18 protein-coding genes and 2 tRNA genes are annotated in these 19723 nt (G+C 68.9%); 14 read left to right on the plus strand and 6 right to left on the minus strand.

Features of this window, described 5'->3' with window-relative positions; all coding sequences use genetic code 11:
* Nucleotides 1-2: 2 nt before the first annotated feature.
* Complete coding sequence (locus SJY11_RS14545) at nucleotides 3-1256, minus strand: acyl-CoA desaturase (RefSeq protein ID WP_376987292.1); 1254 nt, start codon at nucleotides 1254-1256, stop codon at nucleotides 3-5.
* 237 nt (nucleotides 1257-1493) lie between these two features.
* On the opposite strand from SJY11_RS14545, the gene SJY11_RS14550 reads away from it, so the two are divergent.
* Both SJY11_RS14550 and ppx read left to right on the plus strand, forming a co-directional pair.
* Nucleotides 1494-3689: an RNA degradosome polyphosphate kinase gene (locus tag SJY11_RS14550; RefSeq protein ID WP_376989331.1), complete on the plus strand. Its 2196-nt coding sequence runs from the start codon at nucleotides 1494-1496 to the stop codon at nucleotides 3687-3689.
* Entirely contained in the window at nucleotides 3625-5202 is a 1578-nt protein-coding gene (gene ppx / locus SJY11_RS14555; RefSeq protein ID WP_376987293.1) for an exopolyphosphatase, read from the plus strand. The genes SJY11_RS14550 and ppx overlap by 65 nt, the downstream gene beginning before the upstream one ends.
* A gap of 66 nt (nucleotides 5203-5268) precedes the next feature.
* On the opposite strand, the gene rnd is transcribed toward ppx, so the two are convergent.
* Nucleotides 5269-6408 carry a ribonuclease D gene (gene rnd, locus SJY11_RS14560; protein ID WP_376987294.1) on the minus strand — a complete coding sequence of 380 codons (1140 nt, stop codon included), beginning with the start codon at nucleotides 6406-6408 and terminating at the stop codon, nucleotides 5269-5271.
* 161 nt (nucleotides 6409-6569) lie between these two features.
* On the opposite strand from rnd, the gene aspS reads away from it, so the two are divergent.
* The 5 genes from aspS to SJY11_RS14585 are packed head-to-tail and all read left to right on the plus strand — an operon-like array spanning nucleotide 6570 to nucleotide 11078.
* Nucleotides 6570-8348: an aspartate--tRNA ligase gene (gene aspS / locus SJY11_RS14565; protein WP_376989332.1), complete on the plus strand. Its 1779-nt coding sequence runs from the start codon at nucleotides 6570-6572 to the stop codon at nucleotides 8346-8348.
* A gap of 5 nt (nucleotides 8349-8353) precedes the next feature.
* On the plus strand, nucleotides 8354-8725 hold the full coding sequence (locus tag SJY11_RS14570; protein ID WP_376987296.1) for a hypothetical protein: 372 nt from the start codon (nucleotides 8354-8356) through the stop codon (nucleotides 8723-8725).
* Between the two features lie 17 nt (nucleotides 8726-8742).
* Nucleotides 8743-9042: a hypothetical protein gene (locus SJY11_RS14575; RefSeq protein WP_376987297.1), complete on the plus strand. Its 300-nt coding sequence runs from the start codon at nucleotides 8743-8745 to the stop codon at nucleotides 9040-9042.
* Nucleotides 9043-9084: 42 nt separating this feature from the next.
* Nucleotides 9085-9969, plus strand: coding sequence for a glycosyltransferase family 2 protein (locus SJY11_RS14580; protein ID WP_376987298.1), 885 nt, complete (start codon nucleotides 9085-9087; stop codon nucleotides 9967-9969).
* The gene (locus SJY11_RS14585) at nucleotides 9966-11078 is read left to right on the plus strand and encodes an acyltransferase family protein (RefSeq protein WP_376987299.1); all 1113 of its coding nucleotides are present in this window, start codon (nucleotides 9966-9968) and stop codon (nucleotides 11076-11078) included. Before SJY11_RS14580 ends, SJY11_RS14585 begins: the two co-directional genes overlap by 4 nt.
* Here the strand turns inward: SJY11_RS14585 and SJY11_RS14590 are convergent.
* Both SJY11_RS14590 and SJY11_RS14595 read right to left on the minus strand, forming a co-directional pair.
* Nucleotides 10993-11601: a CatB-related O-acetyltransferase gene (locus SJY11_RS14590; protein WP_376989333.1), complete on the minus strand. Its 609-nt coding sequence runs from the start codon at nucleotides 11599-11601 to the stop codon at nucleotides 10993-10995. The genes SJY11_RS14585 and SJY11_RS14590 overlap by 86 nt on opposite strands.
* A gap of 107 nt (nucleotides 11602-11708) precedes the next feature.
* Nucleotides 11709-13544: a hypothetical protein gene (locus SJY11_RS14595; protein ID WP_376987300.1), complete on the minus strand. Its 1836-nt coding sequence runs from the start codon at nucleotides 13542-13544 to the stop codon at nucleotides 11709-11711.
* Nucleotides 13545-13762: 218 nt separating this feature from the next.
* On the opposite strand from SJY11_RS14595, the gene SJY11_RS14600 reads away from it, so the two are divergent.
* From SJY11_RS14600 to SJY11_RS14615, 4 genes are all read left to right on the plus strand, one after another.
* Complete coding sequence (locus SJY11_RS14600) at nucleotides 13763-14287, plus strand: DUF192 domain-containing protein (RefSeq protein ID WP_376987301.1); 525 nt, start codon at nucleotides 13763-13765, stop codon at nucleotides 14285-14287.
* Nucleotides 14288-14359: 72 nt separating this feature from the next.
* Nucleotides 14360-14436, plus strand: a tRNA-Pro gene (locus tag SJY11_RS14605).
* 84 nt (nucleotides 14437-14520) lie between these two features.
* Nucleotides 14521-14826, plus strand: a complete 306-nt coding sequence (locus SJY11_RS14610) for an ETC complex I subunit (RefSeq protein WP_066735117.1) — start codon at nucleotides 14521-14523, stop codon at nucleotides 14824-14826.
* 70 nt (nucleotides 14827-14896) lie between these two features.
* Nucleotides 14897-14973 (plus strand) — tRNA-Arg (locus tag SJY11_RS14615).
* A 61-nt stretch (nucleotides 14974-15034) separates the two neighbouring features.
* Here the strand turns inward: SJY11_RS14615 and SJY11_RS14620 are convergent.
* Nucleotides 15035-15322 (minus strand): hypothetical protein, encoded by a 288-nt coding sequence (locus SJY11_RS14620; RefSeq protein WP_376987302.1) that lies wholly within the window; start codon nucleotides 15320-15322, stop codon nucleotides 15035-15037.
* 238 nt (nucleotides 15323-15560) lie between these two features.
* Between SJY11_RS14620 and SJY11_RS14625 the strand changes: the two genes are divergently transcribed.
* The 3 genes from SJY11_RS14625 to SJY11_RS14635 all read left to right on the plus strand — a co-directional run bounded on the left by SJY11_RS14625 (nucleotide 15561) and on the right by SJY11_RS14635 (nucleotide 18439).
* Entirely contained in the window at nucleotides 15561-17249 is a 1689-nt protein-coding gene (locus SJY11_RS14625) for an ArnT family glycosyltransferase (RefSeq protein WP_376987303.1), read from the plus strand.
* A 90-nt stretch (nucleotides 17250-17339) separates the two neighbouring features.
* Complete coding sequence (locus tag SJY11_RS14630) at nucleotides 17340-18107, plus strand: glycosyltransferase family 2 protein (RefSeq protein ID WP_376987304.1); 768 nt, start codon at nucleotides 17340-17342, stop codon at nucleotides 18105-18107.
* Nucleotides 18104-18439: a lipid-A-disaccharide synthase N-terminal domain-containing protein gene (locus SJY11_RS14635; protein WP_376987305.1), complete on the plus strand. Its 336-nt coding sequence runs from the start codon at nucleotides 18104-18106 to the stop codon at nucleotides 18437-18439. The genes SJY11_RS14630 and SJY11_RS14635 overlap by 4 nt, the downstream gene beginning before the upstream one ends.
* Before the next feature lie 19 nt (nucleotides 18440-18458).
* Here SJY11_RS14635 and metC read toward each other — a convergent pair whose 3' ends face one another.
* Nucleotides 18459-19649, minus strand: a complete 1191-nt coding sequence (gene metC, locus SJY11_RS14640; protein WP_376987306.1) for a cystathionine beta-lyase — start codon at nucleotides 19647-19649, stop codon at nucleotides 18459-18461.
* Nucleotides 19650-19723 lie beyond the last annotated feature (74 nt).

The following is a 19723-nucleotide window of genomic DNA, read 5'->3' on the forward strand; positions in this document are numbered from 1 at the left end:
CCTCAACCGAGACGGCGCGGAGCGGTCTCGACGGGGAGGGCGACGAGCCGCGCATGCATCGCCTCGACCAGCAACTCATGGGCCCGGTTGGCGATGGCATCGAGAGACGGCGTCTTGACGAACATTGCCGCCGCCTTGGCGTTGAGCTGCTCGCGGCTGGGCAGGACGGGAAGCTGCCAGCTCGAGGCATCCCATTGCGCCCAGGCCTCGGCAGCCTGGTTCTGGATCTCCGCGAAGCGGTCCCCGGCGCGCTCCTGCAGATCGGCCAGCGCCGCCCGCAGCTCGGCGAGCGTCAGGCTCGGCCAGTGCAGCTCGGGCAGGGCGGGGGTCGCTGCATAGGCCTCGCGGAAGGCGCTGACCACCCGATCGACCGGAACGGAGGCCGCCAGCCGCTCGGCCGAGCGCTCGATCACGCGCGGCGGCAGCGCCTGCGAGCGCTCGATCACTGCCTGCGGCGGCTGTTTCAGATCCCAGACGAGGCGCAGCTTCGAAAGTCCGAGGATGATGTAGTAGGTCGGGTCGATCTGCCACCAGCGGAAGCCCTGGCGGACGCTGTATTGATAGGCATGGTGGTTGTTGTGCCAGCCCTCACCCATGGTGATGATGGCGAGCCACCAGTTGTTGCGGCTCTCGTCGCCGGTCACATAGTCCTTGTCGCCATGCACATGGGCAAGCGAGTTGATGCAGAAGGTGGCGTGATAGACCGCCACCGTCGACCAGAAGAAGCCGACGAAGAGCCCCGCCCAGCCATCGATGACGAAGCACAGCACCGCCAGCAGCACGGCCGGAGTCAGCTCGAAGCGGTGCAGCCAGCGCAGCTCCGGGAATTTGGTCAGATCCTGAATCGTCGAATCGTCGAAGACGTGATGGTCGCGGCTGAAGATCCAGCCGACATGCGAATAGGCGAAAGACGTCTGCACCGGCGAGTGCACGTCATGCTCGGTGTCGGCATAGCGGTGGTGATGCCGGTGCTTGGAGGCCCACCAGAAGACGCTCTTCTGCGCCGTCGACTGCGCCAGCACCGCCAGCAGGAACTGGCCGATTCGGCTGGTCCTGTAGGTGCGATGCGAGAAGTAGCGGTGATAACCGCCGGTCACGGCGAACATCCGCAGCCAGTAGAGGCCGATCGCGAGCCAGACCGAAGTCGCGGTGACCCCGCTCCAGAGGGCACCGAAACAGGCCAGATGCGCGAGAACGAAGGGAATGGCGGACGGGTAGACGATGTCGCCATCGTCACGATGGGAAGAACTGCTCAAAACGGCCTCTGTCGAATCCAGGCGGCGCAGGCTCGGCCGCCCGGGGAAGTGAACCCCGCGGCGCCACGAAACAGGACCGGGCTGCGCCTTGCAAGAGGGCCTGGCGACGCAGGCGCATCCGCCGCTCCCTCCAGCCGGAAATGACATGGTTGTCATCGAACCGTCACGCTACGGTGGCTGAAGACGCGCAAGGAGACCGACGTGGCCAGAGCAGTGACCGGAACGAGTGCCAAGCGCATGAACACGCAACCCAGCGTCGTCGAAGCCGCGCCTGCCGCTCCCGCCGAGGAACAGACGCCCCTGCGCGAATCGCCGGCTCGCTTCATGAACCGCGAATTGTCCTGGCTGCAGTTCAACCGGCGGGTGATGGAGGAGGCTTCCAACCGAAACCACCCGCTGCTCGAGCAGCTTCGCTTCCTGTCCATCTCGGCCGCCAATCTCGACGAGTTCTTCATGGTCCGCGTCTCGGGCCTGCGCGAACAGCTCAAGGCGGGCGTCGTCACGCCGAGCCAGGACGGGTTGACGCCGGCCGCGCAGCTCGCCGAACTGGGCAAGGCGGTCGCCGCGCTGACGAGCGACCAGCAGGCGCGCTGGGTCGAGCTCAAGCGGGACCTGCACGAGAACCGCATTCATCTGCTCGGTCCCGGCGACATCGGCGCGGCCGAGCGCGTTTGGCTCGAGGATTATTTCCTCAACTACGTCTTCCCGGTGCTGACCCCGCTGGCGATCGACCCGGCCCATCCCTTCCCCTTCATTCCCAATCTCGGCTTCACCCTGGCGCTGGCGCTGGAGCGGGTGAGCGACGGGCGCCAGCTCGATGCGCTGATCCGCGTCCCGATCAAGATGGACCGCTTCATCGAGCTGCCCGATCTCGCCCGAGAGGATCTCCGGCGTTTCATCACGCTGGAGGATGCGGTCTCGCTGTTCATCGGCAAGCTCTTCCCCGGCTACGACGTGAAGGGGACCGGCTCGTTCCGGATCATCCGCGACACCGATCTCGACGTCGAGGAGGAGGCGGAGGATCTGGTCCGCGTCTTCGAGACGATGCTGAAGCTGCGCCGGCTCGGCGTCGTCATCCGCCTCGAGATCAGCACCGGGATGCCGCCGCATCTGCGCAAGCTGATCATCCGGGAGCTGAAGGTCGACGAGGACGAGGTCGTCGAGGTCGAGGGCATGATCGGGCTCAGCGAACTCGCGCAGCTCGTCGGCGTCGATCGCTCGGACCTGAAGTTCAAGCCCTACAACGCCCGGTTCCCCGAGCGCATCCGCGAGCATGGCGGCGACTGTTTCGCCGCCATCCGGCAGAAGGACCTGCTCGTCCACCACCCCTATGAGAGCTTCGACGTCGTGGTGCAGTTCCTGGAACAGGCGGCACGCGATCCCAATGTCGTGGCGATCAAGCAGACGCTCTACCGGACCTCTGCGAACTCGCCGATCGTCAAGGCGCTGACAGAGGCCGCCGAGGCCGGCAAGTCGGTCACCGCCCTCGTCGAGCTCAAGGCGCGCTTCGACGAGGAAGCGAATATCCGCTGGGCGAAGGAGATGGAGCGGTCGGGCGTGCAGGTCGTCTACGGCTTCATCGAGCTGAAGACCCACGCCAAGCTCTCAATGGTGGTCCGGCGCGAAGCCGGGCAGCTCATCACCTATTGCCATATCGCGACCGGCAACTATCACCCGATTACGGCGCGCATCTACACCGACGTCTCCTTCTTTACGGCCGATCCGGTGATGTCGCAGGATGTGGCGCGCGTCTTCAACTTCATCACCGGCTATGCCGAGCCAGCCGAGTTGGAGAAGATGTCGGTCTCGCCGGTCGGTCTCAAGCAGCGCCTGCTCGCCGACATCGCCGAGGAGATCGCCCATGTGAAGGCGGGCCGGAAAGGCGCGATCTGGGGCAAATGCAACTCGCTGGTCGATCCCGTCATCATCGATGCGCTCTATGATGCGAGCCAGGCAGGCGTCGAGATCGACTTCGTCGTGCGCGGCATCTGCTGCCTCCGGCCGGGCGTTCCCGGCCTCTCGGACAACATCCGGGTCAAATCGATCATCGGCCGCTTCCTCGAGCATACCCGCGTCTATGCCTTCGGCGCCGGCCACGGCCTGCCCTCTGCCAGGGCGAAGCTCTACATCTCCTCGGCCGATCTGATGCCGCGCAATCTCGACCGCCGCGTCGAGGCGCTGACGCCGATTTTGAACCCAACGGTTCATCAGCAGTTGCTGGAGCAGATCATGCTGGCGAACTTCCTCGACAACGAACAGAGCTGGACGATCTTGCCGGATGGCGGCTCCCGACGCATTGTCCCGGCGCCGAACGAAGAGTCGTTCAACGCGCATAAGTATTTCATGACGAACCCGAGTCTCTCAGGACGTGGCAAATCACTTTCCAATTCCAGCCCCCGCTCCCTCTCGCGTCGAGGGGGGCGCAAGGCCTGACGTCCTGACCGCTCCGGGCCGCCTCGGCCTGGGGAGCGGCACGCTCGCCATCGTCGATATCGGCTCGAACTCCGTTCGCCTCGTCGTCTACGAGATGGTGGCGCGCGCGCCAGCCCAGGTCTTCAACGAGAAGGAGATGGCGGGCTTGGGGCGCAACGTCGCCTCGACCGGAAAGCTCTCGACCGGCGCCATGCGCAAGGCGATCGCGGCGCTGGTGCGCTTCCGCATCCTCTGCGAGGCGATGCATGTCGGCGAGATCCGCGTCATCGCCACTGCCGCCGCACGCTATGCCAGCAACGGCCCGGACTTCATCGCGCGCGCCGAGCAGGCGATCGGGCAGCCGATCGAGCTGATCTCCGGCGATCGCGAGGCGACCCTGTCGGGGCTCGGCGTCATTTCGGGTTTCGACAACCCCGACGGCGTGGTCGGCGACCTCGGCGGCGGCAGCCTCGAACTGATCTCGATCGCTGGCGGCGAGGTCGGAGAGGGGGCGAGCGTCCCGCTCGGTGGCCTCGCCCTGCTCGACCGCTCGAAGAATTCGCTGAAGGCCGCCGAGAAGATCGTCAGGGACGAGCTCGACAAGCTGCCCCAGCTTGAGGCGATGAAGGGGCGTGACTTCTACGCCGTCGGTGGCACCTGGCGGGCTCTGGCGACCCTGCATCAGCACCAGGTCCAGTATCCGCTCAACGTGATGCACGGCTACACGCTGCCGGCCAGGGATGTGGCCGACTTCGTCAAGCTGGTCGAACGCGCCGATCTGGCGGGGCTCGACGCCATCGACGCCGTCTCCTCGGCGCGGCGGCCACTGCTGGCCTATGGCGCGCTGGTTCTCGACGAGCTAATCAAGCGCGGCAAGCCGCGCGCCGTCATCATCTCGGCGCAGGGCGTGCGCGAGGGGCTGCTGCACGAGCAACTCTCGCCGGAAGAGCGCGCCGCCGATCCGCTGCTGCGCTCAGCGCGGGATTATAACCATCTGCGGGCCCGCGACCCGCGCCACGCCGGCGAGCTGATAGCCTGGAGCCGCACGATCCTCGAGACCGCCGGGTTGTCCGAGGACGAGCCGTCGCCACGGCTGATCGAGTTGGTCTGCCTCCTCTCCGATATCGGCTGGCGCGCCCATCCCGATTATCGCGGCGAGCAGAGCATGAACGTGATCGCTCATGCCTATTTCACCGGGATCGACCATGTCGGCCGTGCCTTCCTCGCGCTGGCCATCTTCCACCGCTACGCCGGGCTGAAGTCCGCCTCGGCGGCTGCGACCGCTCTGCGGGCGCTTCTGCCGCCGCCACTTCTGGAGCGGGCGATCCTGTTGGCGGCGATTTTCCGCGTCGCCTACCTGCTGTCGGCCGGCATGGCCGGGCTCCTGCCGCGCATCCCCGCCACCTGCGTCGATGGTCGTCTCGTGCTGCGCTTTCCCGACGATCTGCGTCCGCTAGCGAGCGAGCGGGTGATCGGGCGGCTGAAGCAGCTCGGAAAGCTGCTGGGACGCGAGGTCGAGATCGCGCGGATCTGAGGCCGGGCCGCCTGGCGACGACGCGTCGTCGGTTCGGCTTGCTGTGGCTCGGCTTCGCTCCCTGGGTCAGGCCACCGTCACCCGTCCACGGACGATGCGAAGCCCGAGCGCGCCGCTCTTCAACGCCAGGGCCTTCTCGCCGAAAACCTCGCGCCGCCAGCCCTGAAGCGCGGGCACCTCGGCCTCGTCGTCGGAGGCGATGGCTTCGAGGTCGTCGGAGGAGGCGATGATCTTCGGCGCGACCCGCTCCGCCTCGGCCACCGCCTTGAGCAGCACCTTGAGCAGGTTGAGAACGGCGCCGTTGCCGCCACGCCCCCGCTCCCGCTCCAGCCGGGGCAGGGTCTTGGGATCGAGCGCGAGCCCGCGCTCGATCGCCGCCAGAACCTCGCCGCCCGAGCGCGAGCGCTCGAAGCCGTTGGGCACGGAGCGCAGTTCCGCCAGCGCCTCGACCGAACGCGGCGCCCGCGCGACGACGTCCATCAGCGCATCGTCCTTGAGCACGCGCTGGCGCGGCACGTCGCGGTGCTGCGCCTCGCGCTCGCGCCAGGCCGCCAGCTCCATCAGCACGGCCAGTTCCTTTGGCTTGCGGATGCGGCCCTTCAGCCGCTGCCAGGCGTTCTCGGGCTTGACCTCATAGGTTGCGGGCGAGTTGAGAACCGCCATCTCCTCGGCGACCCAGCTCTCGCGGCCAGTCGTCTCCAGATCGGCCTTCAGCGCCAGATAGATATCGCGCAGGTGGGTGACGTCGGCCTCGGCATAGACGAGCTGGGCCTCGTTCAGCGGACGCCGCGACCAGTCGGTGAAGCGCGAGGACTTGTCGATGCGCGCCTTGGCGAGGTCGTTGGCGAGCTGCTCGTAGCCGACCGAGTTGCCATAGCCGCAGACCATGGCCGCGACCTGCGTGTCGAAGAGCGGGCTCGGCAGCACCCGGCCGAGCATCCAGACGATCTCGAGATCCTGCCGCGCCGCGTGGAAGACCTTGACCACGGCGTCATCGACCATCAGCCCGAAGAACGGGGCGAGGTTGAGTTCGGGCGCCAGCGGATCGACCAGCACCGCCTCGTCGGGCGAGGCGAGCTGGATCAGGCAGAGCTTGGGATAATAGGTCGTCTCCCGCAGGAACTCGGTATCGACCGTGACGAAGGGGTGGCTGGCGAGGCGCGCGCAGGCGTCGGCGAGGTCGGCCGTGGTCGTGATCAGGTTCATGATCCGGGCTTACCGGAGCAGGGGGCGCCCCGTCGAGTCCGCAGGCCGACAATCCCACCTGAATCCTTGACAAGCCGCGCCCCCGCGTGTGCTTACGCCGGCAGAATCGACCGCCCGCGGCTCGCCCCAGGGCGACCCCGAAAGAGATCATCCCCGTGACCCTGCATCGCTACCGTTCCCACACCTGCGGCGCCCTTCGTGAGAGCGACATCGGCTCGCAGGCCCGTCTCTCCGGCTGGTGCCACCGCATCCGCGACCATGGCGGCGTGCTCTTCATCGACCTGCGCGACCATTACGGCATGACGCAGGTCGTGATCGACCCGGATTCGCCGGCCTTCGCCACCGCCGAGACGCTGCGCTCGGAATGGGTCGTGCGCATCGACGGCAAGGTCAAGGCGCGCCTCGCCGGCACCGAGAACGCCAACCTGCCGACGGGCGCCGTCGAGGTCTTCGCGACAGAGATCGAGGTCCTGGGCGCGGCCGGCGAACTGCCGCTGCCGGTCTTCGGCGATCTCGAATACCCCGAGGACACGCGGCTGAAGTACCGCTTCCTCGATCTGCGCCGCGAGAAGCTGCACGCCAACATCATGCTGCGCACCAAGGTCATCGACTCGATGCGCCGGCGCATGAAGGATTCGGGCTTCTCGGAGTTCCAGACGCCGATCCTGACCGCCTCCTCGCCGGAAGGCGCGCGCGACTTCCTGGTGCCGAGCCGCCTGCATCCCGGCAAGTTCTACGCGCTGCCGCAGGCGCCGCAGCAGTACAAGCAGCTCCTGATGATGGCGGGCTTCGACCGCTACTTCCAGATCGCACCCTGCTTCCGCGACGAGGACCCGCGCGCCGACCGCCTGCCGGGCGAGTTCTACCAGCTCGACGTCGAGATGAGCTTCGTCGAGCAGGAGGACGTTTTCGCGACGATGGAGCCGGTCATCGGCGGCATCTTCGAAGAGTTCGGCAACGGCAAGTCGGTGACGAAGAACTGGCCGCGCATCCCCTATGCCGAGGCGATCGCGAAATACGGCTCCGACAAGCCGGATCTGCGCAACCCGCTGGTGATGCAGGACGTCTCGGAGCATTTCCGCGGCTCGGGCTTCAAGGTCTTCGCGCGCATCCTCGAGGACGAGAAGAACCGCGTCTGGGCCATTCCCGGCCCCAAGGGTGGCTCCAGAGCCTTCTGCGACCGCATGAACTCCTGGGCGCAGGGCGAGGGCCAGCCGGGGCTCGGCTATCTGATGATCAAGGAGGATGGCGAAGGGCAGGGACCGATCGCCAACAACATCGGACCGGAGCGCGTGGCGGCGATCATCGCCCAGATGGGCCTGCAGCCGGGCGATGCCTGCTTCTTCGCCGCCGGCAACCCCGACAAGTTCTACAAATTCGCCGGAGCCGCCCGCAATAAGGTCGGCCAGGAGCTCGGGCTGATCGACGAGAACGCCTTCGCTTTCGCCTGGATCGTCGATTTCCCGATGTTCGAGTACAATGAGGACGAGAAGAAGGTCGATTTCTCGCACAACCCCTTCTCGATGCCGCAGGGGGGACTGGAGGCTCTGAAGAGCCAGGATCCGCTGTCGCTCAAGGCCTTCCAGTACGACATCGCCTGCAACGGCTTCGAGCTGGCCTCTGGCGGCATCCGCAACCACAAGCCCGAAGCGATGGTGAAGGCCTTCGAGATCGCCGGCTATGGCGAGGAGACGGTGATCGAGCGTTTCGGCGGCATGTATCGCGCCTTCCAGTACGGCGCGCCGCCCCATGGCGGCATGGCGGCCGGTGTCGACCGCATCATCATGCTGCTGGCCGGCGCCACCAACCTGCGCGAGGTCGCCCTGTTCCCGATGAACCAGCAGGCGGTCGACCTGCTGATGGGCGCACCGGCCGAGGCCTCTCCGAAGCAGCTGCGCGAGGCGCATCTGCGCATCAACGCGCCCGAGAAGAACGGCTGACCGACATGACCGCTTCCGTTCCGGCGCGCGTGTTCGCGCTCGTCTGCCTTGCGGCGCTGCCGCTCTCGGCCTGCGTCACCGGTCCGGCCAATCCGAGCGCGTCGCGCGCCTCGGAACTGGCGAGCCTGGTGTCGCGCTCCGTCGCCTGCCGCGCCGGGGCCCCGAAGCGCAGCACGCTCGACGGCTTCATCGCGGCCGAGAAGGCCCGCGGCGCCACGGCCGAGCAACTCGCCTCCGCACGCTCGACCTATGTCACGGTCTCGGAGGCGGAGACGATCAACCAGGGCATCAAGCCGCGCGCCTGCGACGCCGAGGAGCGCGCGGAGGTCCGCGAGAAGATGACGCGCATCCGCGCCGGCGACTTCAGCGCCCTCTGACGTCCTGCGACCGCACCATGAGGCTGTTCTCACGGCTCGTCGCCCTGTCGCTTATGCTGGGGCTTTGCGCTTGCACCACGGCGGGGCCTCCGCCGGGCACGCCGGAATTCGCGGCGGCGCAGGTGTCGCGCGCCTATGATTGCGGCCTGCGGGTCGATCGCAGCCGGGTCGTCCGCCGGATGCCGCAGGAGGAGCGGCGGCGCTTCGCCATGGCGAACGCCGCCTATGCAGTGAAATCCTACAAGGCGCCGCGGGCCTGCGGTGCGGCCGAGCGCGCCTCCGTGCAGCGCGATGTCGCGGCGCTGGCCCGGCGCTGAATTCGCTTGCCTCGGGTCGGCCAACGCGGCCACAAGGCGCCGATGCCCGCCGCGAGCCTGATCACCGCCATCGTCGTCAGCCATGACAGTGCCGAGGTGCTGCCGGCCTGCCTGTCGGCGCTGGCCGCCGAGGGCGTCCCGGCGATCGTCGTCGACAATGCCAGCAGCGATTCCAGCGCCGCAATCGCACGTGAGCGGGGCGCGATCGTCATCGCGAGCCCGCGCAACGAGGGCTATGGCCGCGCCAACAACCGCGGCGTCGCCGCCAGCGCCACGCCCTTCGTGATGATCGTCAATCCGGACGTCGAGATCCGGCCAGGCGCCGTCGCGGCGCTGCTCGAAGCCGCGGAGCGCTATCCGGACGCGGCTCTCTTCGCCCCGCGCCTCGTCGAGCCCTCGGGCCGCATCTTCCTGCAGCCGCGATCGCTGCTCTCGCCGCCCCATCTCAACCGCAACGGGGCAATGGCGATCCCCGAGGGCGACGCCTGCCTGCCCTTCCTCTCGGGCGCCTGCCTGCTGATCCGCCGCGACGTCTTTCGGGCGCTCGGCGGCTTCGACCCTGCGATCTTCCTGTTCTACGAAGACGACGACCTCTGCCGGCGCCTGCGCGACGCCGGCCACGCGCTGGTTCATGTCCATGCCGCGGAGGCCGGCCATGGGCGAGGGCGTTCGAGCGCGCCGTCAATCACGCGCCGCTTCAGGGCGCGCTGGCACCTTGCCTGGTCGGAGGGCTATGTCGCCCGCAAATATGGCCTGTCGCCGCCATCCGCCGCCAAAATCCTCGAAAACCTCGCCAAGGCAGTAGGTTACGGCCTGATCCTGCAGCGCAAGAAGATGGCCGCCCATGCCGGTTCGGCGGCCGGCGCGCTCGCCTGGCTCCGCGGCCGCTCCGCGCTCGCCCGCGAAGGGCTGGAGGGATCGCCATGACCAGGCTCTCGGGCGTCAGCGTGGCGCAGGGCCTGGCCGGTCCGCACAACAATTTCGGCCTGCTGCGGCTCGTGCTGGCGCTCGCCGTCGTCGTCTCGCACGCCTTCAGCGTCGCCACCGGGCGTGTCGAGGATGAGCCCTGGGCGCAGACGACGGGCTTCACGCTCGGCGAACACGCGGTCAACGGCTTCTTCGCGATCTCGGGCTTCCTGGTGACGATGAGCTATGATCGCCGCGGCTGGCGCGACTATCTCGTCTCCCGCACGCTGCGGATCGCGCCGGGCCTCGTGGCCGCGACGCTGGTCGTCGCGCTCGGCCTCGGCGCGGCGATGACCCGCCTCGATCTCGGCGCCTATCTGACCGATCCGCAGCTGCGCCGTTTCATCACGGGCACGCTGACGACCTTCAAGAGCGCCTCGGCACTGCCCGGCGTCTTCGACAAGAACCCGCTGCCCTTTCCGATGGGGACCGTCTGGACGCTGAAATACGAGACGCTCTGCTATCTCGGCGTGCTCGTCGGCGGGCTGCTGGGCCTGCTGGGCCGGCCGAAGCTGGCGCTCGCGGCCGGCGGCCTGCTGCTGGCCGCGACGCTGCTGCGCGAGATCGCAACGCCAGACGGCCCCAAGGGCGTCGAGACGGCGCTGCGCCTGCCGCTGATCTTCCTCGCGGGCGGGCTGATCTACCTGTTCCGGGATCGTGTCCCCCTGTCCCTGCCGGGGCTGGCGCTGGGGCTCGTCGCGCTCGCTCTGCTGTCGCCGACGCCGCTCTACAAGCCCGCCCTCTATCTGGTCACCGCCTGGGGCGTGCTGGTGCTCGCGCTCGCCCCCGCGCTGACCCGGCGGCGCAGCGAGCCACCCTCCGACCTGTCCTATGGCGTCTATCTCTATGGCTGGCCGATCCAGCAGGCGAGCCACGCCCTGTTCCCCGCTGCCGGCGCGATGACGCTGTTCTGGCCGGGACTGCTCGTCACGCTCGCCATCGCCTGGCTGTCCTGGCACCTGGTCGAGAAGCCCGCGCTCGGCCTCAAGCGCCGGCTGATCGCTTCAGAGCCACCGCCGCCGCGAGATCCGCGACCCGGCCCGACATCAGGAGCGGCAGCATCTCCTTGACCGCCTCGCGCGGCAACTCCCACCAGCGGCTGGCCAGCAGATCAGCCACCTGAGCCTCGTCGAAGCGCATCCGCAGAACGCGTGCCGGATTGCCGCCGACGATGGCATAGGGCGGCACGTCCCGCGTCACCACCGCCCGCGCCGCCACCACCGCACCGGTGCCGATGGTCACGCCGGACAGGATCATCGCCTGCGAGCCGAGCCAGACGTCGTGTCCGATCGTGACGTCGCCACGCGTGGTGTGGCTGCCTGCGATGCCGGCAGCCTCCGGCCATAACCCCGGCAGTTCCGGGAACGGATAGGTCGTCGCCCAGTCGGTGCGGTGGTTGCCACCGAGCAGGATCTCGACGCCGTCGGCGATCGAGCCGTAGCGGCCGATCGTCAGCCGGGCCCCGCTTTCGGGAAAGCGAACCTTCGGTCGACCATAGGTCCAGGCGCCCACCGCGATCTGGCCCGGACGTCGCCCGATCAGCTTCGCCAGATGAAGCCGGGTCTGGTTGTGCGGGTTGACGCGCTTGCGCAGCAGCCCCCTGGCGACCGGCGGGAGCCCCGCCCACCAGGCCGCGAGCGGGCCGGGCCGCCACGACAGATCCTCCTGCGGCAGCCGATCCGCCGCGTCGAGCGGGTGCGTCACCGCGCTTCGGCCTTGAGGTCGATCTTGTCGAGGATCTCGGTCGGGTCGGTGATGGTGATCACGTCGGCCAGGCCGAGCCCGCTCGCCGACCTCGCCTTGGCCTCCAGAATCAGCGTCCCCGGCCGGGCGACGAAGCGCGACACCGCCGCCGTCAGGGCCTTGGCGGCGTCGGACGGCCCGAGGATCGAGGCCAGCCCCAGACTCGCGATCATCGCGAATTGCTGGCGCATCTCCTCGGGCTTGCGCCCGGCCTTGCGAGCCTCGTTGGCGATCAGCTTCTCGACGAGGCCGAAGTTCTCCAGCTTCGCGGTCAGGCCACGGGCCGTGGCGCCGAGTGCCGCGATCTGAGCCAGAGCGACGTCGTTCGAGAACAGGTCCTTGGTGACGTTGCCGAGCGTCGCCGATGCCTCGAGCCGCGCCAGCCCTTCGCCGCCGAGCGCGATCTGCCGGATGGCCAGTTCGCTGCGCGCGGCCTCCCAGGCGAGGTCGATCCGCGCATTCAGGTTGAGCGAGCGGATGCCCATGGCGATCAGGTCGCGGGCGGCGGGATTGCCGGCCCCCTCGGTGATCGGCGCGACCAGCTTGTCGAGCGTCAGGGCGAGGCTCGTCGGGATGCCGTTGAGCTGCTCGCCGGCCTTCAGCTCGAACAGCCCGAGGCCGAGGCGGACCGGCTGGCCGCCGGGCAGCATCGGCGGGGCCTCGACCGAGAGGCCGGTCATGCGGATCGTGCCGATCGTGGGAATGTAGCGGCGCCAGTCGATGGCGGCGTTTGCGTCCGTGGACTTCGCGAGATCCTCGCGCAGTGCCTTGATCACCGGGCCGTAGGAGAAGCCGGCATAGCTGATCGAATCGATCAGGCCCTTGGCACCGCCACCGGCGAACTCCAGGCCCTCCATCACGAAGCCCGATTTCGCCGGCGTATCCTCGCCATAGGCGATGCGGGCGATCTTGACGTCGACCGGTCCGGGATTGGCCCCCGGCTTGGCTCCTGGCCTCGCCCCGGGCCTGGCGGCCTGGGGCTCGATGACGGTCATCGTCATGTCGCGGATCTCGCCGCTGCCGTAGTCGACCCGGTCGTAGAGCGCGAGCAGCGACTGCCCCATGCGCTTCTCGGCCTCGCGGCGCGCGGGATTCGGCTTGCCGCCGGGAGGCGTGACCTCCTCGGACATCGCCATGACGCGGCCGAGCAGGTCGCCGAGCGGCTCCTCGCCGACGGCGGCGGCGAAATTCCGTCCGACCATCCGGCCCAGCGCGATCTTGCCGGCCGGCCCGAGGTCCATCGTGTAGCCGTCCTGCTCGAAGCGGCCGAACAGCGGCCGCATCGGCTCGCTCTGGCCGGGCTGGGTGCGCTCGGTCAGGACGCGCGCGGTCTGGCGCATGTCGAACGCCTCGAAGGCCATGCGCAGCAGCGTGCCGGTGATCTTTCCGGACGCGGGGCTTTCCCCGGCCAACGAGCCTCCGGCGGATTCGCCGCGCGCGATCCGGCCGTCGCGGAGGTCCGTCAGGCGCACGTCGCGATAGGTGGTGACCTGCTTCTGCCGGCCCTGGCTGTGCTCGAAGACGAGTTCGGGGGCGGTAATCTCGGTCGCGGAGACCCGGTTGATCCGCGCCACCGCGCTCTCGCTGCTCTTGGTGTCCAGCAGCGCGCGGAAGGCTTCGCGGTTGAGGCTGGCACCCTTCACGACGAGCCGGGGCGCCGAGATCGCCATGCCACCGAAGTCGAGGCGAACATTGTCGAGCTGGAAATCGGCGGCCGCGGCCGGAAGCGACAGCACGAGCAGGCAGGCGGCGAGGGCGGCGCGAAGCGGGCGGCGCGGGCGCGGAGCGGTCATGACGGTCTCCTGATGTGTGGCGGCGACCCTGCCCCAAGCCGGCGGTGAAGAAAAGCCGAGCCGGGCGGACATGCTGACGAAAGGCTTGCATGCTGACGAAAGGCTTGACCGCTTGGGGAGCTTGGCCGCCATCTGTCGCAGATTCGCCATCTGCGCCGTCATAGCTTTGCAGGATGCGCAACCCGAACCGCCCCGCAGCCGGCGCTCCCGGAGACACCATGCCGATCCAGGCCCGAACCCGTTCGTTTCTCGCCGGTCTCGCCGCCGCCGGCCTCGCGCTGGCCGCGACCCTGGGGCTGGCGCTGCCGACGCGCGCGGCACCGCCCCTGACCCTCGCCCAGGCCGCGCCGGCCGGACAGGCGACGGCGCTCGAGGCGCTCTCGATCGTCAGCGGCGACAAGCGCCACGCCTTCCAGGTCGAGGTGATGCGCACACCCGAGCAGCGGGCGAGGGGGCTGATGCACCGCCGCTACATGCCGTCCGACCGCGGCATGCTGTTCGATTTCGAGCGCACCGAACCGGTCGCGATGTGGATGGAGAACACCTACATCCCGCTCGACATGCTGTTCATCCGGGCCGATGGCACGATCGCGCGCATCGCCGAGGACACGGAGCCCCTGTCGCGGCGGACGATTCCCTCCGGCGAGCCGGTGCTCTCGGTGCTCGAAGTGAATGGCGGGGTCAGCCGCAAACTCGGCCTCAAGCCGGGCGACCGGGTCGAGCACCCGCTGTTCAGGCGCTGATCGCGGGCCGCTTTCGCTTGCGGCGCAGGCAAGGGACGTGATAGCCAACCGCCACGCGTGGAATGGCCAAGTCGGGGTATAGCGCAGCCCGGTAGCGCATCTGCTTTGGGAGCAGAGGGTCCCAGGTTCGAATCCTGGTGCCCCGACCATTCCGGGCGTCTCGCAGCCGGATCTATCCCGGTGGCGAGCCGTGTCAGACGGCCAGGATTTCAGGTGAGCGTCGAGCGAGAGCCATGACCGCACGCATCTATCGCCCCGCCCGGACGGCCATGCAGTCCGGCACCGCCAAGACCGAGCGCTGGCTCCTCGAATATGAGCCGGAGCAGCCGCGCCAGATCGAGCCGCTGATGGGCTGGACGTCGTCGGGCGACATGAAGAGCCAGGTCAAGCTCTGGTTCGACAGCGAGGCCGAGGCCGTGACCTACGCCACGCGCAACGGCATCCCCTTCCGTGTCGAGCAGCCGCAGGAGCCGCTGCGCCGGACGGTGGCCTATTCCGATAATTTCAAGTTCTCGCGCCGCGGACAGTGGACGCATTGACGGTTTGACGGAGTGAGGGCATCCGCCTTCGCTCTCCATGAGACAGGCGAAGGCCGCGGCCTTCGTCTTCGGGCCCGTAGCTCAGATGGATAGAGCAGCAGCCTTCTAAGCTGCTGGTCGCTGGTTCGAATCCAGCCGGGCTCGCCATTTTTTTCCTGTTTCACCGCGTCGTCGTCGCGGGCGCACCCGCAGCCTGCAGGGGCCCGCCTCACTCCTCGCGGCCCCAGTTGCGCAGCCGCCGGATCGCGGCGGCGGGGTCTGGGGGGCGGCGCTGCCACAGTCCGTGCAGCAGCCCGCCGAGGAAGAACAGGCCGAAGCTCGGCAGCGCCACCGCGATGGGTGCCGTGACGACGCCCATGGCGCAGCCGCCGGAATCCCCGGCGCCGCATTTCGGATCGAAGATGATCGCGCCGAAGACGAGGATGATGGCCGCGAGCGGGCCGATCAGCAGGCCCCAGAGGCCGGTGCGCAGCGCCTTGAGGAACAGCTGGCCCATGTCGCTTCTCCCGGAGACGCCTGGCTGGCGTCCCCGCGCGATGCTGTCACGGGGCGGGCGGGAGGTCCATGCGCTTGCCGCGACGCGGCATGCGGCGTAAACCGCGCCGGCCGCTCCTGGCGGCCTCCGCCTTGATCATGCCCGAAAGGCCGGTCATCGCCGCGCCGTCCCGCGGGTGAGACCGCCCGGCCTTTCCGGCCCCAAGCCAATTGCGATCGCTGCGGTCGCGAGGATGTCCATGCCGTCGCTCACCTCCGCGCTCGACCGTCTCGCGACGCTGGCCTGTGCCAGCCACGCCCGCGCCTGCGCGTTCCTGGTGCTGCTGTCGCTGGCCGCCTTCCTGCCGGGCTTCCAGACGCTGCAGCCGCTCGACCGTGACGAACCCCGCTTCGCCCAGGCCAGCAAGCAGATGCTCGAGACGCGCGATTTCGTCGACATCCGCTTCCAGGACGAGGCGCGCCACAAGAAGCCGGTCGGCATCTACTGGCTGCAGAGCGCGACCGTCGCCGCCGCCGAGGCGCTGGGCGTGCCGCAGGCGCGCACGCAGATCTGGCTCTACCGCATTCCCTCGCTCATCGGCGCCATCGCCACGGTGCTGCTGACGTACTGGGCGCTGCTCGCTTTTGTGAGCGCGCGGATGGCGCTGCTCGGCGCCTCGCTGATGGCGGCCTGCGTCCTGCTCGGCGTCGAGGCCCGCATCGCCAAGACCGACGCGCTGCTGGCGGCCTGCGCGGTCGCGACCATGGGCGCGCTGGCGCGGACCTGGCTGGACTGGACGCGTTCGCTCGCCTTCGTCCCGAGTTCGCGCAACTGGCTGGTGTTCTGGGGCGCGACGGCGCTGGGGCTGCTGCTCAAGGGCCCGATCGTGCCGATGGTCTGGGGCCTCGCCATTCTCGTGCTCAGCCTGCGCGAGCGCAGCGTCCGCTGGCTGGCACCTTTGCGCTTCGGCCGCGGCCTGCTGCTGTGCCTCGTCGTCGTCCTGCCGTGGTTCCTGGCGATCGCCTGGAAGACCGGCGGCAGCTTCTTCGCCGAGAGCGTCGGGCAGGACATGCTCGGCAAGGTCGCCGAGGGGCAGGAGAAGCACTGGGGGCCGCCGGGTCTCTACCTCCTGATCTTCTTCGGGACCTATTGGCCGGCCGCCGCCTTCGCCGCCATGGCCGTGCCCTTCGCCTGGGCGCGCCGGCGCGAGCCGCAGGTGCTGTTCCTGCTGGCCTGGATCGTGCCGTCCTGGCTCCTCTTCGAGGCGGTGCCGACGAAGCTGCCGCATTACGTGCTGCCGCTCTATCCGGCGGTCACCGGGCTGCTGCTGCTCGCGCTCGTCAATGGCGGGATCGACCGGTTCCGGCGCGGCTCCGTCGCCACGGCGCTGCTGGTGGTGATCGTGCCGCTCGCCCTGACCGGCGTCATCGTCGCGGCCAACTGGTCGCTCGACGGCACCATTCCCACGTTGGCCCTGCCGTTCCTGCTGCTGGCGCTCCTCGTCGCCGCCACGGTGGTGGCCGCCTTCCGCCGCAGCGACTTCGAAGGCGCGCTCTGGCGCGGGGTCGTGGCGAGCCTGCTGCTCGGCCTGGGGGTCTACGGCTTCGCGGTCGAGAGCCTGCGCGCCTTCAAGCTCTCGCCGCGCCTGGCCGAGGCGGTGCGTTCCGTCGGCTGCACGGACCCTTCGGTGATCACCGTCGGCTACCGCGAGCCGAGCCTCGTCTTCCTCGTCGGCACCGATCTCGCCATGGGCCCGGACGGCGCCGCCGCCGCCGCCTTCCTGGCCCAGCCAGGCTGCCGCATCGCGCTCGTGGAAGCCCGCCACGCCGCCAGTTTCCAGGCCGCGCTGCCGGCCACCGGCGTGACGCCCCGGCTGGTGACGACGCTGCGCGGCTTCAACCTCAATGGCGGCCGCCGCCTCGAGATCGCGGTCCTGGCCCGGCCATGACCACCCTGCCGTTGCGCCGCGCCTGAAAGTTCCTTGCCCTGTCGGCCGCCCTGACGCAGGTTGCGGGCCGTTTTTCCGGATGATCGTCTGTTGACCGAGCCGCTCCCGCCGCCTGAAACCGCTTCGCCTGCGCCGCTGCTCAGCGTCGTCGTGCCCGTCCGCAACGAGGTCGGCAATGTCGGGCCGCTGGTGGCCGACATCGAGGCGGCCTGCCGCGACCTCGCCGCCTTCGAGGTGATCTACGTCAATGACGGCTCGACCGACGGGACGGCGGCGGCGCTCGCCGCGCTGGCAACCGAGCGCCCCTGGCTGCGGATCGTGACCCACGCGCAATCCTGCGGGCAGAGCGCTGCCGTGCGCAGCGGCGTGCGGCATGCCCGCGCGCCCATCGTCGCGACGCTCGACGGCGACGGCCAGAACGATCCGTCCTTCCTGCCGGCCATGCTGGCGGCGCTCCAGCGGGCCGGGCTGCAGACTGGGCTCGTCCAGGGCCAGCGGGTCGGCCGCAAGGACACCGGCTTCAAGAAGCTGCAGTCACGCATCGCCAACGGCGTGCGCGGGCGCCTGCTCAAGGACGGCACCCGCGACGCCGGCTGCGGGCTGAAATGCTTCCGGCGCGAGGCCTATCTGGCGCTGCCCTATTTCGACGCGCTGCACCGCTTCATGCCGGCGCTGATGGTGCGGGAGGGCTACCGCGTCGTGCATCTCGATGTGCGCGACCGGCCGCGGCTGACGGGCGTGTCGAATTACGGCTTCTTCGACCGGCTCTGGGTCGGCATCCTCGACCTGGTCGGCGTCTGGTGGCTGATCCGGCGCCGCCGCCGCGTGCCCCAGATCGTGCCGGAGGCGCAGCCATGATCATTTCGATCGGCCATGCCGTCTCGGACTATCTCTACGACGTCTTCGTGCTGAAATTCGACTTCTGGCTCGCCTTCGGCATCGTCGCGCAACTGCTCTTCACCGCCCGGTTTCTCGTCCAGTGGCTGGCGAGCGAGCGGGAGGGCAACTCGGTGATGCCGCTCTCCTTCTGGTACTTCTCGATGGCCGGCGGGCTGATGACCCTGATCTACGGCATCGTCCGGCGCGAACCGATCATCATCATGGGCCAGGCGCTGGCGATGGTGATCTACACCCGCAACCTGGTGCTGATCTTCCGCAACCGGCGCCGCGAGCGCCATTCCGCGGAGTGATCAGGCGCCGGGTCCCCGCTCACGCCGCCGCGCGCAGCCGGGCGAAGCCGGCGTCGAGATCGGCCTTGAGGTCGTCGAGGTCCTCCAGGCCGATATGGATGCGGATGGTCGGGCCCTTGAAGGCGGGCGTCGTCGCCGTGCGGTAGGCCCGGCAGTCGAAGGGCAGCACGAGGCTCTCATAGCCGCCCCAGGACGCCCCCATCCCGAACAGGGTCAGCCCGTCCAGCATGGCCGCGACCGCCGTCATCGAGACCGGCGCGAGCTCGAAGCCGAACAGCGAGGAGGCGCCGGTGAAATCGCGCCGCCAGAGTGCGTGGCCGGGGTCCTCCGGCAGCGCCGGGTGCATCACCCGCGTGACCTCGGGCCGGGCCGCCAGCCATTGCGCCATGGCGATGCCGGCGGGCATCTGCTCCTTCAGCCGGATCGCCATCGTGCGCATGCCGCGCAGCGTCAGGAAGGCGTCTTCCGGCGCGATGATCACGCCGAGCTGTTCCCAGCTCGCCCGCAACTGCCTGTAGAGGTCGGGAGTCCGCGCCGAGATCGTCCCGATCAGCACGTCGGAATGGCCGGCATAGTACTTCGTTCCCGCCTGGACGGTGACGTCGACCCCGGCCCTGTGGCTGTCGAAGAACAGGGGCGTCGCCCAGGTGTTGTCCATCATCACCAGGATGTCGCGGGCATGGGCCGCCGCCACGATCGCCGGAATGTCCTGCATCTCGAAGGTCTGGGAGCCGGGGGCCTCGGTCCAGACTGCGCGCGTGTTCGGCCGGAACAGCGCCGCGATGTCCGCACCGATCGCCGGGTCGTAATAGGTCGCCTCGATGCCCATCCGCTTCAGGATCGTCGCGCAGAAATTCCGCGTCGGCCGGTAGACGCTGTCGGTCACCAGGACGTGATCGCCGGCCGACAGGAAGGCGAGGAAGGGCAGGGTGCAGGCAAGCAGACCCGACGGCGTCACCACCGTGCCCGCGCCGCCCTCGATCGTGTTGCAGGCCGCGACCAGCGCGTCGATCGTCGGGTTGCCTTGGGTGCCGTAGGTGTAGCGCGCGCGCCGCGCCAGGAAGTCCTCGGTATTGGGGTAGACGACGGTCGAACCCCGCTGGATCGGCGGGTTGACGAAGCCGTAGCTGTCGGCCGGATCGCGCCCCGCCATCACCAGACGGGTTCGTTCGCCAAGGCGCGCAAAATCGGAATCGGACAGCTTTTTCATCGAAACGGTCGCCGGGACAGCGGTCGGGAGGGAGGCCGGAAGGCTTGACCGCCCCCACAAACTCGCATGTGATG

The sequence above is a fragment of the Allobosea sp. R86505 genome (assembly GCF_042466375.1).
Taxonomy (GTDB): Bacteria; Pseudomonadota; Alphaproteobacteria; order Rhizobiales; family Beijerinckiaceae; genus Allobosea.